This is a genomic window from Rhizobium sp. LEGMi-198b (assembly GCF_054114205.1).
Genome location: NZ_JBSYVH010000006.1, coordinates 166,728 through 182,281, shown reverse-complemented (window position 1 = coordinate 182,281; position 15,554 = coordinate 166,728). Strand labels below are relative to the sequence as shown.

The 15,554-nt window shown below is 60.2% G+C and carries 12 protein-coding genes; 8 read left to right on the top strand and 4 right to left on the bottom strand.

Annotated features, from left to right (window positions below; translation table 11 throughout):
- Window positions 1–31: 31 nt before the first annotated feature.
- From ACXHXG_RS22610 to ACXHXG_RS22580, 7 genes are all read left to right on the top strand, one after another.
- On the top strand, window positions 32–1,270 hold the full coding sequence (locus ACXHXG_RS22610) for an ABC transporter substrate-binding protein (RefSeq protein WP_260305131.1): 1,239 nt from the start codon (window positions 32–34) through the stop codon (window positions 1,268–1,270).
- A gap of 68 nt (window positions 1,271–1,338) precedes the next feature.
- Window positions 1,339–2,256 (top strand): carbohydrate ABC transporter permease, encoded by a 918-nt coding sequence (locus ACXHXG_RS22605; RefSeq protein ID WP_260305132.1) that lies wholly within the window; start codon window positions 1,339–1,341, stop codon window positions 2,254–2,256.
- Window positions 2,257–2,282: 26 nt separating this feature from the next.
- Window positions 2,283–3,146 carry a carbohydrate ABC transporter permease gene (locus ACXHXG_RS22600; protein WP_260305236.1) on the top strand — a complete coding sequence of 288 codons (864 nt, stop codon included), beginning with the start codon at window positions 2,283–2,285 and terminating at the stop codon, window positions 3,144–3,146.
- A 25-nt stretch (window positions 3,147–3,171) separates the two neighbouring features.
- A complete protein-coding gene (locus tag ACXHXG_RS22595; RefSeq protein WP_260305133.1) occupies window positions 3,172–5,103 on the top strand; it encodes a glycoside hydrolase family 127 protein in 1,932 nt (643 codons plus the stop codon).
- Window position 5,104: 1 nt separating this feature from the next.
- Window positions 5,105–6,178: an ABC transporter ATP-binding protein gene (locus ACXHXG_RS22590; protein WP_457900786.1), complete on the top strand. Its 1,074-nt coding sequence runs from the start codon at window positions 5,105–5,107 to the stop codon at window positions 6,176–6,178.
- Between the two features lie 114 nt (window positions 6,179–6,292).
- Window positions 6,293–7,225, top strand: a complete 933-nt coding sequence (locus ACXHXG_RS22585; RefSeq protein ID WP_457900785.1) for a dihydrodipicolinate synthase family protein — start codon at window positions 6,293–6,295, stop codon at window positions 7,223–7,225.
- A gap of 130 nt (window positions 7,226–7,355) precedes the next feature.
- Window positions 7,356–8,972, top strand: a complete 1,617-nt coding sequence (locus ACXHXG_RS22580; RefSeq protein ID WP_457900784.1) for a GMC family oxidoreductase — start codon at window positions 7,356–7,358, stop codon at window positions 8,970–8,972.
- A gap of 50 nt (window positions 8,973–9,022) precedes the next feature.
- Here the strand turns inward: ACXHXG_RS22580 and ACXHXG_RS22575 are convergent, their stop codons facing one another.
- From ACXHXG_RS22575 to ACXHXG_RS22565, 3 genes are all read right to left on the bottom strand, one after another.
- The gene (locus tag ACXHXG_RS22575; protein WP_457900783.1) at window positions 9,023–11,293 is read right to left on the bottom strand and encodes an FdhF/YdeP family oxidoreductase; all 2,271 of its coding nucleotides are present in this window, start codon (window positions 11,291–11,293) and stop codon (window positions 9,023–9,025) included.
- A gap of 130 nt (window positions 11,294–11,423) precedes the next feature.
- Window positions 11,424–12,374, bottom strand: coding sequence for a lytic transglycosylase domain-containing protein (locus ACXHXG_RS22570; RefSeq protein WP_457900782.1), 951 nt, complete (start codon window positions 12,372–12,374; stop codon window positions 11,424–11,426).
- Window positions 12,375–12,495: 121 nt separating this feature from the next.
- On the bottom strand, window positions 12,496–13,389 hold the full coding sequence (locus ACXHXG_RS22565; protein ID WP_457900781.1) for a LysR family transcriptional regulator: 894 nt from the start codon (window positions 13,387–13,389) through the stop codon (window positions 12,496–12,498).
- A gap of 190 nt (window positions 13,390–13,579) precedes the next feature.
- Between ACXHXG_RS22565 and ACXHXG_RS22560 the strand changes: the two genes are divergently transcribed.
- Window positions 13,580–14,881 (top strand): MFS transporter, encoded by a 1,302-nt coding sequence (locus ACXHXG_RS22560; RefSeq protein ID WP_457900903.1) that lies wholly within the window; start codon window positions 13,580–13,582, stop codon window positions 14,879–14,881.
- A 5-nt stretch (window positions 14,882–14,886) separates the two neighbouring features.
- Here the strand turns inward: ACXHXG_RS22560 and ACXHXG_RS22555 are convergent, their stop codons facing one another.
- Complete coding sequence (locus tag ACXHXG_RS22555; protein ID WP_457900780.1) at window positions 14,887–15,492, bottom strand: flavin reductase family protein; 606 nt, start codon at window positions 15,490–15,492, stop codon at window positions 14,887–14,889.
- Window positions 15,493–15,554: the final 62 nt, after the last annotated feature.

Sequence of the window (15,554 nt, the reverse complement as noted above, 5' to 3'; positions counted from 1 at the left end):
GCTTATGGAAATGCCCCATGGGAGGAGAAACATGATGAAGCGACTTCTGGCCGCGACTGGCCTCATATCCTTATGCCTGATGTCCGGCGCGTCTGCCGCCGAAAACATTACGATGTGGGTGCGCTCCGGCATCGGCGATTCCTTCAAGAAGGTCGTCGAGGCTTATAATGCCAGCCACGACGACAAGGTCACGATGACCGAGGTGCCCTTCTCCGAGCTGGTGCAGAAATACGCAACCGCGATCGCCGGCGGGCAGGCACCCGACGCCCTGTCGATGGACCTGATCTATACGCCAGCCTTCGCCGCCGCCGGCCAGTTGGAAGACTTGACCGACTGGGCCAAGAGCCTGCCCTATTTCAACTCGCTCTCTCCATCTCATGTGAAGCTCGGCACCTATCAGGACCATATCTACGGCCTGCCGCTCTCGGTCGAGACTTCCATTTTCGCCTGGAACAAGGACCTCTACAAGAAAGCCGGTCTCGATCCGGACAAGGCGCCAACGACCTGGGATGAGATTACGAGCAATGCCGAAAAGATCCGTGCGCTCGGCGGCGATACCTACGGCTTCTATTTCTCCGGTGGCGGCTGCGGCGGCTGCATGATCTTCACCTTCACGCCGCTCGTCTGGGGTGCAGGCGCCGACATTCTCTCGGAAGACGGCAAGAAGGCGACGCTCGACACGCCGCAGATGCGCAAGGCTGTCGATATCTACCGCAACATGGTCAAGAAGGATCTGGTGCCGGCGGGTGCCGCGAGTGACACCGGCGCCAACTTCCTAAGCATCAGCAACGGCAAGATCGGCCAGCAGAGCATCGGCGCCTTCTCGATCGGCACACTGATCACGCAATACCCCGATATTCATTTCGGTGTGACGCTGATCCCCGGTGTCGATGGCAAGCCGTCCTCCTTTGCCGGCGGCGACAACTTCGTCATCACCAAGGGTACGAAGAAGCTCGATGCGGTGAAGAAGTTCCTCGAATACACCTATTCGATGGACGGTCAGAAGATCATGGCGAAATATGGCAGCCTGCCGACGCGCGGCGATATCGCCGACCAGGTGCTTCAAGGCCTCGATCCGCGCATGCAGGTGGGCCTGAAAGCGATCTCCATCGCCAAGACGCCCTATACGCTGCAGTTCAATGACCTGATCAACAGCGCCAACGGCCCTTGGGCCGGCTTCACCAACGCCGCAATCTTTGGAGACAACGTCGATACGGCCTTCTCCAATGCACAATCGGAAATGCAGTCGATCATCGACAACGCCCAGTAGTAATAAACCATCACGGACCGGGAGGCTTGGCCTCCCGGTTTTCCCCACCAAAACATCAGGAGCATCCCATGGCTGGTCCCGGAGCTATTACAGCACTGCGGCAGCGCAAGCGGCGTCGACGTGCCGGTTGGCACGGATTTCTCTACATCGCGCCCGCCATGGCGCTGGTCCTGGTCTTCTTTGTCCTGCCCGTGATCTTTACCGGCTGGATGAGCCTGCACAACTGGCCCCTGCTCGGTAGTCCGCGCTGGATCGGCTTCGGCAATTATACAAGGATGGTGTCGGACATCCGCTTCATGGCGGCATTGCGCTTCACCGCCTATTATACCGTCATCGTCACCATCGCCATTTTCGCCGTCGCCTTCCCACTGGCGTTCTACGTCGAAAAGCAGCGGCGACTCGTTGGTTTTTACCGCACCATCATCTTCCTACCCGTCGTCGTCGGGCTGGCGACGGCTTCGCTGCTTTGGGTCTGGCTCGCCAATGTTGACAGCGGCTTTTTCGTACCCGCGGCTCAGGCACTCGGACTGATCGACCGAAGGCCGAACCTGCTTGCCGACTTCGACACCGCCTTTGCCACGATCATCGTGATGGTGGTCTGGAAGATCGCCGGCTTCACCATGATCATCCTGCTCACCGGCCTGCAGGCGATCCCCTCCGAGCTGACGGAGGCCGCCCGCATCGACGGCGCCAGGCGCTGGCAGCGCTTCCGATTCCTGACCCTGCCGCTGATGCGCCGGACGATTGCGCTTGCTTTGATCATCTCGATCACCGGCTCCGTGCTTGCCTTCGACCAGTTCTACATCATGACCAGCGGCGGACCGCAGAACCAGATGATCTCAGTCGTCTACTATATCTTCAACCAGTCCTTCGTGTCCTTCAATCTCGGCTATGGCGCGGCGCTGTCGATCGCCCTCCTCGTCATTCTCGTCTTGATCAGCATCGTCCAGCTCTGGCTGCTGCGCGTCGGGGAGGATCGCCCATGAGCATCGCAAATATGAGCACCACAAAGGTGAGAACCGCAAAAGAGCGTCGTGCCCGGCGGAAAATGTGGAGTGCCGTCAGCTACCACGGCGTCGGCGTCATCATCGTCATCTTCTTCTTCGCACCCTTCGCAATCGCGCTGTTATCATCGTTCCGGCACGGTACGGAGGCGAGCCTTCCGCCCCTGCCGCCGTGGCCGACATCGGGCTTCAGCTTCGATGCCTACCGCGCCCTCGACGGTTTCGGTGCCGGTGTCGTGCAGCATACGCTGAACTCGCTCTTCGTTTCGGTGGCGACGGTCATCCTGACGGTCATGGTCAGCCTGCTCGCCGGCTACGGCTTTTCGCGCTATCAGTTTCCGTTCAAGGGCGCCTTCTTCATTCTGATCATCGCAACGCTGATGATCCCGTTCCAGTCGATCCTGACGCCGCTCTTCATCATCCTGGCAAGGCTCGGCCTCAACAATTCGCTGCTCGGGCTGACGCTCGTCTATGTCACCCTCCAGCTACCCTTCTCGGTCTTCATGATGCGCAACGCCTTCGACGCGGTGCCCAAGGAGATCGAGGAAGCCGCTCGCATCGACGGCGCACGCGATCTGAAACTCCTCTTTCGCGTCCTCTTCCCGCTGGTGCTGCCGGGTGTAGCGACCGTTGCGATCTTTGCCTTCCTCAATGCCTGGAATGAGTTCCTGGCAGCGCTGGTACTGCTTTCCAGCAATGAGAAATTCACGCTGCCGGTGCTGATGATCGCGGTTCGGACCGGGCGGCTCGGCGCCGTCAACTGGGGCGCGGTCCAGGCCGGCATTGCCGTCATGACCATACCCTGCGTCATCGTCTTCCTGCTTCTGCAACGCTATTACATGCGCGGTCTGATGGCCGGCGCGGTGAAATGAACCTCAAACGAAACGGATGAAAGCCATGTCAGACAAGCAAAATCGCCAATTCCGCCCCCTGCCCGTTCCGAATGTCGAACTTCACGGCCTTTTCGGTGCCCGGCAGGACGCGATCTGCAACTCCACGGCCGCCACCCTTCTCGACCGCTGCGTCGAGGCCGGCATGGTCAGGGCAATCGACGTCGACAAGCCGAGCCCTGGCATTATCCTGCCGCTGCAGACCTGGTCGGGCTCGACACAGATGTTCTGGGATAGCGATCTCGGCAAATCGATCGAGACCATCGCCTATTCGCTCTATCGCCGCCCCAATCCAGAGCTCGAAGCCCGCGCCGATGCGATCATCGATATGTATGAAAAGCTGCAGCAGGAGGACGGTTACCTGAACGCCTGGTTCCAGCGCGTGCAGCCGGGCCGTCGCTGGACCAACCTGCGCGACCATCACGAGCTCTACTGCGCCGGACACCTGATCGAAGCCGCTGTCGCCTATTATCAGGCGACGGGAAAACGCAAGCTGCTCGACGTCATGAGCCGCTTTGCCGATTACATGATCACAGTCTTCGGCCATGGCGAGGGGCAATTGCGCGGCTATTGCGGCCACGAGGAGGTCGAGCTGGCGCTAGTGAAGCTTGGCCGCGTCACCGGCGAGAAGAAATATCTCGACCTCGCCAAATATTTCATCGACGAACGTGGCCAGGAACCGCATTTCTTCACAGAGGAGGCGCTGCGCGACGGCCGCGATCCTGCAAAATTCGTGCAGAAGACCTATGAATACAACCAGGCTCATCAGCCAGTGCGCAAGCAGACAAAGGTCGTCGGCCATGCGGTGCGCGCCATGTATCTCTATTCAGGCATGGCGGATATCGCCACGGAATATAATGATGACAGCCTGACTTCGGCGCTGGAGACGCTGTGGGACGATCTGACCACCAAGCAGATGTACGTCACCGGCGGCATCGGGCCGGCCGCCTCCAACGAAGGCTTCACCGACTATTACGACCTGCCGAACGAAAGCGCCTATGCCGAAACCTGCGCCTCGGTCGGTCTGGTCTTCTGGGCGAACCGCATGCTGGGGCGCGGGCCGAACCGGCGTTATGCCGACATCATGGAACAGGCGCTCTATAATGGCGCCATGGCCGGGCTGTCGCTCGACGGAAAGACATTTTTCTACGAAAATCCGCTGGAAAGCGCCGGCAAGCATCATCGCTGGACCTGGCATAACTGCCCCTGCTGCCCGCCGAACATTGCCCGCCTGCTGGCTTCCGTCGGTTCCTACATGTATGCGGCGGCCGATAACGAAATCGCCGTCCATCTCTATGGCGAGAGCAAGGCCCGCGTTCCGCTTGCAAGCGGCGTGACGGTCGAATTGGCTCAGGAAACGAATTATCCTTGGAACGGCGCGATCCGTTTTGGCGTCAATCCGGACCGCAGCGCCCGCTTCGCGCTATCGCTCCGCATCCCCGGATGGGCTAATGGTGCTACGCTCGCCATCAACGGCGCGCCCATCGATCTTTCCACGATCACCGTCGACGGCTATGCTCGCATCGAGCGGGAGTGGCAGGCTGGCGACAAGGTCGACCTCAACATTCCGTTGATCCCGCGTACCCTGTTCGCCAATCCCAGGGTGCGCCAGGACGCCGGCCGTGCAGCGCTAATGCGTGGGCCGCTGGTCTATTGCGTCGAGACGACCGATAATGGCCGCGATCTCAACGGCATCTCGCTTACCGGCGATCCCGCGTTGGCGCAGACGGCGGAAATTGCCGCACTGGAGGGCGCAGTCGCGCTCGATATTCCGGTGAAGCGCGATGAGTCGGATTGGGGAACGGACCTCTATCGAACGGCGCCGCCGAAGAGCCGCTCCGCCACCGCCCGTTTCGTTCCCTATCATTTGTGGGATAATCGCGAGCCGGGTGAGATGCTGGTCTGGGTCCGCGCCGGCCAGACGCAACACGGAGCCTGACATGGGCAAGAACAGCATGAGATTGACCGGCGTCCGCAAGAGTTACGGCGGGCTGGAGGTCATTCACGGTATCGATCTCGAAGTGCAGGAAGGTGCATTCGTCGTCTTCGTCGGCCCGTCCGGCTGCGGTAAGTCGACCTTGCTTAGGATGATCGCCGGACTGGAGGAAGTGACCGACGGCGAGATCGCCATCAAGGGCCGGGATGTCACCGATCTCGACCCGTCCGAGCGCGGCATCGCCATGGTCTTTCAATCCTATGCGCTCTATCCGCATATGAGCGTGCGTGAAAATCTCGGTTTCGGGCTGAAAATGGCCCGAACCGATGCTGAAGAGATCGAAGCGCGCGTCAGGGCCGCTTCGGCGATCCTCAAGATCGACCATTTGCTGGACCGTCGTCCCGGCCAGCTTTCCGGTGGCCAGCGGCAGCGCGTCGCCATCGGCCGGGCGATCGTGCGGAAGCCGGATGTCTTCCTGTTCGACGAGCCGCTATCCAACCTCGACGCGGAACTACGCGTCTCCATGCGCATCGAAATCGCCCGGCTGCACCGCGAGCTCGGCAACACGATGATCTATGTGACGCACGACCAGACTGAAGCGATGACGCTCGCCGACAAGATCGTCGTCCTTAGGGACGGCAAGATCGAGCAGGTCGGCAGCCCGCGCGAGGTTTATGAAGATCCGGCCAATATTTTTGTCGCCGGCTTCATCGGTTCGCCGCGCATGAACATGATCGAAGCCGAATGGGTCGCTGATGGTTCCACCAAAGTACCGGGCGGCTCCATCAAGGCGGACATAGGACAGGCGAACCTTGCGGCCGGCGACAAGCTGATGCTGGGCATGCGCCCGGAACATCTGGTCGTCGTATCCGACAATAATGATGCGATCCGCGTGACCGTCGATTTCGACGAATATCTCGGCGGCACGCGCTATCTCTATTGCCAGACGGAGGACGGTCAAAACCTGATCGCGGAATATCGCGAAGGTCCCGATGTTCAGCGCGGCGATACGCTTTACCTGCTCTGCCCGCCGGAAAGACGCCGCTATTTCGACGGACAGGGGAACCGGCTCCGTTGAAGGATCATCTCAAAGCGACGCTGCCTAATCATTTGACGAACAACTAAAATTATGACGATGTTTGCCGGTAGCGCGGGAGCATCTGTTTCGGCGAATGAATTTGGAGGCGGCAGGATGGCCAGACTGACCGAAGACGCCAGGGGCGTCTATGTGATCGCCGTTACACCCTTCACCGACGAAGGCGCGCTCGATTTCGCCAGCATAGACAGCATGGTGGATTTCTACGAAAGCGTCGGGGTGACCGGGCTGACGGTGCTCGGTCAACTCGGCGAGGCGCCGAAACTGACGGCGGAGGAATCGCGCGCCGTCGTCGAACGCGTGCTGAAGCGCCTCGATGGCCGCCTGCCCGTTGTCGTCGGTGTCTCCGCGCCGGGGCTTGCGCCGATGCAGGAACTGGCCGAAGCGGTGATGGACCAAGGCGCGGCGGGCGTGATGGTCGCGCCGCCCTGGACGATCAAGACAGACGACCAGGTCTATGCCTTCTATCAATCGGTCGGTGAAGCATTGGGCGATACACCCTTCGTGCTGCAGGATTATCCGCTGACGACCAATGTCACCATCGCGCCCAAGGTTATCGACCGCATCATCAAGGGCGTGCCGAACTGCGTCATGCTCAAGCATGAGGATTGGCCAGGCCTGTCGAAGATTACAGCGCTGCGTGCCTCCGGCGACAGTGGTGAAACGCGGCGTATCTCTATCCTCTGCGGCAATGGCGGCCTCTTTCTGCCTGAGGAAATGGGCCGCGGCGCCGATGGCGCTATGACCGGCTTCTGCTATCCGGAAATGATGGTCGGCGTCGTAGAGGCCTATGGAGCCGGCAATATCGATCGGGCGCATGAGATCTTCGATGCCTATCTGCCGCTGGCACGCTACGAGCAGCAACAGGGCATTGGCCTCGCCGCCCGCAAATATGTCCTCGCCAAACGCGGCGTCATCAAATCCGCCACCCTGCGCAAGCCCGGCGCCAAGCTTTCGCCGCTCGACGTGAAGGACGTCGAACGCCTGCTTGCCCGGCAGGCGCGCCGTCTTCAGGAGATCGGCGCATGACGCTCGGGCTGGCGAGCAAGGAGGCACTGGTGCTGGGGTCAAACAAGAGATTAGGCGCGCGGATCAGGGTCGACGAGGGCACGATCCGATCAATTTAAGACAGTGAATATTGGCCAAGGGGGGAGCTTTGGTGGCGAAGACCTATGATTTCATCATTGCCGGCGGCGGTTCGGCAGCTTGCGTCGCCGCCATGCGGCTGGTGCGTGATTTCGGCTTTTCCGTGCTCGTCATCGAACGCGGGCCGCGCAGGACCGCGAAGCTGATGGCCTTTCCCGCGGGCTATATGAAATATCTTGCCCGCGACGATTTCCTTGAAATGCATCACACGGTTCCGCAGCCGCAGCTTGGCGGCCGCGGGCCGATCGTTCCGGTCGCCAAGGCACTCGGCGGCGGCAGCGCCGTCAATGCCATGGTCTACATGCGCGGCCAGAAAGAGGATTACGACGGCTGGGCCGCCCATCTCGGCCATGGGATAGAATGGTCCTATGCCAACATGCTGCCGCACTTCAAAGGGATCGAAGCCAATACGCGCTTCAACAACAGATATCACGGCATATCCGGCAATCTGCGCGTGTCCGAGCCGGGACACATCTCGGACACGACGGAGGATTTTCTGCTGGCCGCGCAAGGGCTCGGTCATCCCTATAATCCCGACTTCAACGGCGTCCGGCAAAACGGCGTCGGCATCATGCAGCACACCTACGGCCAATGGAACGGCAAGATGGAGCGCTCCGATGCCAAGAAGGCCTTCCTCGATCCGCTAGCAGGTGACAAGAGGCTGGAGATCATCACGGATGCCCGCGTCGACCGCATCGTCATCGAAAACGGGCGCGCGACCGGTGTGACCTACACGCGCAACGGAGAAAGCCAGACGATCCATGCAGCGCGGGAAATCCTTATCGCTGCGGGCACCTACAACAGCGCCAAACTGATGATGCTCTCAGGCATCGGCCCGGCCGATCATCTGCGCGAACATGATATCGCCGTTATGCTCGACCTCCCCGGCGTCGGCGCCAATCTGCAGGATCATCACGAAGTCCCGGTCATCGCCACGACCAAAGCCAAATCCGGCTATTTCGGCGAGGACAAGGGTTGGCCGATGCTTCGCAACGGGCTGCAATACCTGCTCTTCAACTCGGGTCCGGTCACCACGACCGGCATCGAATCCTGCCTATTCTACGACCCGGACGGCAGCGAGCGGCCATCGATCCAGCTCTATTGCGCCCCGATCGTCTATCTCGACCGTGACGTCTCCTCCGCCAAGCCCACCTATGGGGTCACCTTCACCTCCTGTCTCTTGCGCCCGAAGGCACGCGGCAGTGTCAAACTACGCTCGCGCAACCCGGCGCATCAGCCATTGGTCGACTGCAACTTCTTCGGCGATCCGGACGACCTGCGCCTGACGCTTGCCTCGCTGAAGGTCGCCCGGCAACTGCTGGAGACGGAACCGTTCAAATCGAAGATCGCGGACGAAATCCTGCCCGGCCGAGCGCTGCAGGACGAAGAGGCCCTGACCAAATTCGCCGGCCAGACCGTCAAGACGAATTACCACCCTTCCGGCAGCCTGCGCATGGGACCGGACAATGATCCGATGTCGGTGGTCGACGGAAAGCTGCGCGTGCGCGGCGTCGAAGGCCTGCGGGTTATCGATTGCTCGATCATTCCCTTCATCCCGTCGGGAAATACCAATGCGCCGGCAATGGCGATCGGCTCCAAGGCAGCGGAGATGATCGGAAAGAGTTACTGAAGTTCGCCAGTTCGGATGCTTCAAGTTCAGACCGCTTCAGAAACAACAGGTTACACCGCTTTGTTGATGCGCACCGGAACCGACTTATAAGACGGCGTGCCGCTTTCCTTGTCCTGATAGTCGATCGGGATCAGGCAGTTTGCCTCCGGATAATAGGCGGCGACCGAACCCGACGCGATGTCGTAGGAGATCGCTGTCAGTTTCAGCAGCCGCTTGTCGCCCGAAGGCAGCGCTGTCTCGATCTCGACGAGATCGCCATGCTCCAGCCCCTTCGCCGCCAGATCGCGGTCATTCATGAACAATACGTCACGGCGGCCGAAAACGCCGCGATAGCGATCGTCTAGACCATAGATCGTCGTGTTGTATTGGTCGTGGCTGCGTATCGTCGCGAGTTTGAGCAGGCCGGCGTCTGCCACTGCGACATCCTCGTTGAGCCCCTGGAACAGCAGGAATTCCGCCTTGGCGGAAGGCGTCTTCCAAACGCGCTCGGTTGGACCAAGAGGCAGGCGGAAACCGCCCGGTACACGGATGCGCTCATTGTAGCGCGCGAAATCGGGAAAGACGATTTCGATCTTGTCACGAATGCGATCATAGTCGGCAACAAGGTCCATCCAGGCGACCTTGCTATTGGGCAATGTTGCCTGCGCCATACCGGCAACGATCGCCGGTTCGGAACGCAGATGGTCCGAGGCCGGCTTCAGCTTGCCGCGCGAGGCATGCACCATCGACATCGAGTCTTCGATCGTCACCGATTGCGGCCCGGAGGACTGGATATCCTGCTCGGTGCGCCCAAGCACCGGCAGAATGATCGACTCCCTGCCGATCAGCAGTTGCGAGCGATTGAGTTTGGTATTCATGTGAACGGCGAGATCGAGCTTGCGCATGCCCGAGGCGCAGAGTTCCGGGTCCGGCAGCGCGATCGAAAAATTGCCGCCGAGGCAGAGCAGCACCTTCGACCGCCCCTCCGCCATCGCCTGCATTGCGGCGACCGCATCGTGACCATGGTGTTCGGGCGATTTGAAGCCAAACGCGCGCTCGATGCCGGCAAACATCGCAGGATTGGGCCTCTCGCTGATCCCGACGGTGCGATTGCCCTGCACGTTGGAATGGCCGCGTAACGGGCAGATGCCTGCGCCGGGCTTGCCGAAATTGCCGCGCAGCAGCAACAGATTGGCAATCTGCTGCACATTCGCAGTACCCTTGGCGTGCTGGGTGATGCCCATGCCGTACGTGACGATCGTGGCATTCGATTTAGCATAAGCGGCTGCGACCCGTTCCAGCTCTGCCCGCGCAAGGCCGGAGGCCCTTTCGATATCGGCCCATGCCGTCTGCTTGAGATCGGCGGCGAAGGCATCGAAACCGTTGGTGTGTTCCGCGATGAAGGCACGGTCGAGCACGTCTTCCGATGCTTCGGCCAACTCCAATATTGCTTTCATGATGCCTTTCAGCGCCGCCGCATCGCCGCCGATCTTCACCTGATAATAGGAAGAGGCAATCCGCGTCGAACCGAAAGTGCTCATCTCGATCGGGCTCTGCGGATCGGCGAAGCGTTCGAGCGCCCGTTCCTTCAGCGGATTGAAGACGATGATCGGCACCCTGCGCCGCGAGCATTCATGCAGCGTGCCCATCATGCGCGGGTGGTTGGTGCCGGGATTGTGGCCCATGGAGATGATCAGGTCGCAACGGTCGAAGTCGTCCAGCGATACCGTGCCCTTGCCGATGCCGATCGATTGCGGCAGGCCGACACTGGTCGCCTCGTGACACATGTTGGAGCAATCGGGGAAATTGTTGGTCCCGTATTCGCGCGCAAAGATCTGGAACAGAAAAGCGGCTTCGTTGGAGGCGCGGCCGGACGTGTAGAACTCCGCCATATTTGGATCTGGCAGGCTGCGCATGATCTCGCCGATGCGGGCAAAGGCTGCGTCCCACTCGATCGGTCGATAGGTATCGGTTACCCTGTCATAGACCATCGGGTGCGTGAGCCGGCCTTCGTTCTCCAACTCGTAATCGCTCCATTGCAGCAGCTCTGTCACGGTATGCTTGGCGAAGAACTCGGGAGTCACACGCTTGTTGGTGGCTTCCCAGGTGACGGCCTTTGCGCCATTTTCGCAGAACTGAAACGTCGATGTGTGTTCCTTGTCCGGCCAGGCGCAGCCGGGACAATCGAAACCATCAGGCTTGTTGGTGCGCAGAAGAAGCAGCGGCGCTTCCGTGACATCCATCTGCTCGCGCACGGCCTTGGCGGTCGCCCTCAAGGCACCCCAGCCGCCCGCGGGATTGCTGTAGGTACGAATTCCCGGAACTTCGCGCTTCTTCGCCATAGCACGCTCCTTTGGTTGCCCGCCCGAGACCCGGGAACGAGACTAGCCGATTGACGAGTATTTGCACATTGAGAAGCAGCGAGCGATAAACCCATTGTGCATTTTGCTGCATTGCGACGCGGCGAAACCCTCAATTCTTGAAGACGAAACAAGCGCCGCCCTTTTGGCGGACTTGAGCGCAAACGGCATCTGCCTCATCACGCGTCTGCCGGCCGATACGGGCAGCGTATCGGATGCGGAAGCCGAAATCGGCATTGCGCTGGCGCACGATAAGCGGCTTTTCTTCATTCAATGGTGATGGAAGCTTGCTGACGTCTTCGGAGAAAAGTCGCCGGACGGTATCGAGTTGGAGGTGCTCCGCAAGCTGGGCGCCCCAGGGCGCCCAGGGTCGCTCCTGCTCCAAAGCGACCTGCTTCAGCCGGCGGCTGCCGGCAAGCGCCATGCAGGCCTGCGCGAAAGGCTTGCCTTTGTCGAGTTCCGGCGCGACGGTATCGGGCGGGTCATCCTTCCATTGCTCGACCGTGTGTGCCGTGATGGCAATCACATAGCTGCGTGTCTCATAGGGAAGATTGCCGGAATTGAGGAAATTTGCGAGGCCGTTTTCGCCGGCATTATAGGCGGCGGCGGCCAAGCCGAGATTGCCGAAACGGTTGCGCAATTCGTCCAGATAGGCCGCCGCCTTGCCCAGTGCCTCCAGCAGGTCGTAGCTGTCCTGAACGCCGCGCAACCGTGCTGTCCCCGGCATGAACTGCGCAATGCCTCGCGCGCCCTTCGGGCTGACCGCATCGGGGCGAAATGTGCTCTCGCGCCAGATGAGCCTGGCGAGATAATCCGATGGCAGATGATTGGCGTGGGCAAAATAGTCGATCGCGTCGCAGAGGTCGCGATTGTAGCTCTCCTTGCGGATGCAAAGTGTCTTGCCGGTATCCGTTACCAAAGGTCCGGAAATGCAGGCCGGTGACGCAACGCTCCATTCAGGCTGGGCCTTCGCGGGGCAAGCGGCCGAGACGACGAAGCCGGACGCAATAACAAAACCTATGATCCTTACGACAAAGCCGGACCGATACTGGTTGCCTGCCATCCCTGCGAAACCCGTTTGAAATCGTCAAATCGCTAGATTGCCTTCTTGATAGCATCGATGCGCGACGACGAAAACTAGGAAGCTGCTGGAGGCTTCCGGATAGCCTCCGTTCGACGGTCGGCTATGGCCTGAAAGCTTCGAAGATCAATGCCCGCAGCCATCGATGGACAGGGTCTGCGTCCATGCGCGGATGCCACGTCTGCGCGATGACGAAGCCGGGGGTGGCCACTGGCAGCTCAAACATCTCGATCTGGCTCGCAACGCCCGGCTGGCAATACGAACGCGGCACCAATCCGATAAGATCGGATGCTGCCGCGACGGCGATAACTGCCGGATAGCTCGGCACCACGAGGTTGACCTTTCGCGAAAGGCCGAGTTCGGTGAGAGCTTCGTCAACGGGACCCGTGAAATGCCCTCGCCTGGAGGAGATCACATGTTCGCATGCCGCGTATCGCACGGGGGTTATATGCTCCGCCCTCAAAAGAGGATGTCCAGCCCGCGCCACGCCGACAAAGGAGTCCTCAAACAGTGTTTGGCCGCGCAACTCCGCGCCATCACCCGAGATGACCCCGATGTCCAAGTCAATCGTTGCATCCCTCAGGGGCTGAATTTCCTTGTTTGGCTTGGGCGCGAAACGCAGCCGCACACCGGGCGCGGCATTCGTGACGGCGATACTGAGGCGCGCGGCATGTAAGAGCACGAATGCCTCGTTGGCACGGATCGTGAAATCGCGTTGCAGCTCGCGAATTTCGACCGCTGGCTGCGGGCTAAGCACGGCCTGGACAGCAGCGGTCAGCGAACGCACCTGGTCTGCCATCGCCTCGGCATGGGGTGTCGCGACCATCGCACGGCCGGCCGGAACCAGAATGGGATCGCTCAACGCTATCCGAAGCCTCGACAACGTCCGGCTCATGGCGGACGTACTTAATCCGAGCTTTCGCGCGGCAGCCGATACGCTCCGCTCACGAAGCAAAGCGTCCAGGGCTACCAGCAGGTTCAAGTCGACATCGGGCATAGGCTGGTTTTAACGAGGCGAGGCGTTCGACGCAACGCTCAGTTTCCTGTGTTGCGTCTGGCGCAATTCATGCACCGCGGATATCCATGGCGCAAACAAACGAACAAAGTGAGCTTCTATGTCCGTAGCATCAATCGGTACCACTGCCCATGACGGACTGCCCTATCCGCAACGATACGTGGCCGTTGCCGTGCTTCTTATGACGCTCGTCCTTGTGGTGTTGGACGGAGCCATTGCCAATGTCGCGCTGCCATCCATCGCGGCCTCGCTTGGTGCCGATGCCAGCGACACCGTCTGGGTCGTATCCAGCTACCAGCTCGCTGTGCTTGTCGCCCTCCTGCCCTGCGGCGCGCTGGGCGAAATTTACGGGCCGCGACGAGTCTTCCTGATGGGTGTCGCTCTGTTCACGCTAGCTTCGGCAGCCTGTGCCTTCGCCGAAAATCTGCCGGTTCTGGTCGCGGCGCGATTTGCTCAGGGATTGGGTGCCGGCGCGATCATGGCCCTGGCGATGATGAACCTGCGCTTTGCGGTGCCGCAACAACTATTGGGAACGATCATCGGCATCAACGCGATGGTCATTGCCATTTCGTCGGCCGCAGGGCCAGGTGTCGCCGGGGCAATCCTCTCTGTGGCCAGTTGGCCTTGGCTGTTTGCCGTCAACATACCGCTTGGCGCAACCGTCCTCCTGTGTGGCAGGCTTCTAGGCCATTTACCAGGCATGAAGCGACAATTGAATGTTGCGGCGCTGCTGGCCAACACGCTGATGTTCGTTTTGTTCTTTTGCGGCGCAGACCGGATAGCCAGCGCACCGATCAGCGGCGCCGTGTTGATTGGCGGCTCAATTCTCTCCCTCGTCGCGCTGCTGCGCCTTGAGCGCAAGAACACTGCGCCGATTGTTCCGACGGATCTATTGGCCGATCCTGCCTTTCGGGTTGCCGTCATCGCCTCAATCGCGTGTTTCACCGGCCAAATGCTGAGCTACGTCGCGCTGCCGTTCTACCTGCAGCACACTTTGCACATGCCACCGGCGCTGGCGGGGCTCTACATGATGCCTTGGCCCGCCGCGACCATCATCATCGCTCCGATTTCCGGACGGCTGGCGGGTCGCATCAAGACGGCGTGGCTCTGCGCCACTGGAGGCGCGCTCCTGGCCGCAGGCCTTTTCATCGCGGGTCTAAGTCCCGCCGATCCCCGGGGAATTGCGTTTCTAGTCGGTACGGTGATCGCCGGCGTCGGGTTCGGCCTTTTCCAGACCCCAAACAACCGCATTCTCCTTCTCACCGCACCGAAGGCGCGCAGCGGCGCTGCGGGAGCCATGCAGGGCACGGCACGTCTGCTCGGGCAAACTTTTGGTGCCATTTGTATGTCGATCATTTTCGAAGCCATGCCGCAGACAAGCGCGCCCAGTTTCGCACTTGTTTTGGCCGGCATCTGCGCGGCGGTCTCTAGCTGCGTCAGCCTCAGCCGCGCGCGCTATGAGACAGCCGGATAGAGATCTTATGCCCGGAATGTTTTCCCAAGCTCAGTGTCGGACAAATCGTAATAATGACGAAAATTGTAAACCAGCGGAGACCATTTATGCGGATCGATATGATCGCTATCTCCTTTCAAGAACTCTTCGCAGGCATGCACGCGCAAGATCTTAACAACCGCAACAAGGCCGCCTCCAAGTTCAGCCAGTCTTGTTCCGCCCATTTCATGACGTGACAAGACACGGGCTTCCATTTGAACCGGGCATTCTGCAGCCCGGACCGGGCGAACCAGCTCACTGTCGTGCCTGGAAAATCCCGCTGCTGTGAATTTGTCTTTCTCCGTCCTGAATTGTCTGGACTTCAGTTCGGGTACTGGGTCTTTGCCCGTCAGCGGCGCAAGCTTTTCGACCATCTGCCACATTGAGGGAGAAGGAAGGTTTACGACGCATTCCGGGTGCCGCGCGAGATTCTCCGCGAGCTTGGCATCATTCAACAGGCCAAGTGCCATCGTCCAGCCAAGTGCCCAAAATGACGAGATCGGTGACAAATTCGTCGAACCATCCTCGTTCAGGCTGCTGATCAGTGCAATAGGTGTTCCAAAATACAAGATTTTTGGTTCAACGGTTCTCACTTCGTCCTCCTGAAACAGGATACGTCCGCTTCACCATAAGTGATTTTCGCTCGGCAATGGTT

Bases quoted from the DNA above. Each gene is read 5' to 3' on its own strand.
- ACXHXG_RS22610 (WP_260305131.1), top strand. From the start codon at position 32: ATGATGAAGCGACTTCTGGCCGCGACTGGCCTCATATCCTTATGCCTG.
- ACXHXG_RS22605 (WP_260305132.1), top strand. From the start codon at position 1,339: ATGGCTGGTCCCGGAGCTATTACAGCACTGCGGCAGCGCAAGCGGCGT.
- ACXHXG_RS22595 (WP_260305133.1), top strand. From the start codon at position 3,172: ATGTCAGACAAGCAAAATCGCCAATTCCGCCCCCTGCCCGTTCCGAAT.
- ACXHXG_RS22590 (WP_457900786.1), top strand. From the start codon at position 5,105: ATGGGCAAGAACAGCATGAGATTGACCGGCGTCCGCAAGAGTTACGGC.
- ACXHXG_RS22585 (WP_457900785.1), top strand. From the start codon at position 6,293: ATGGCCAGACTGACCGAAGACGCCAGGGGCGTCTATGTGATCGCCGTT.
- ACXHXG_RS22575 (WP_457900783.1), bottom strand. From the start codon at position 11,293: ATGGCGAAGAAGCGCGAAGTTCCGGGAATTCGTACCTACAGCAATCCC.
- ACXHXG_RS22570 (WP_457900782.1), bottom strand. From the start codon at position 12,374: ATGGCAGGCAACCAGTATCGGTCCGGCTTTGTCGTAAGGATCATAGGT.
- ACXHXG_RS22565 (WP_457900781.1), bottom strand. From the start codon at position 13,389: ATGCCCGATGTCGACTTGAACCTGCTGGTAGCCCTGGACGCTTTGCTT.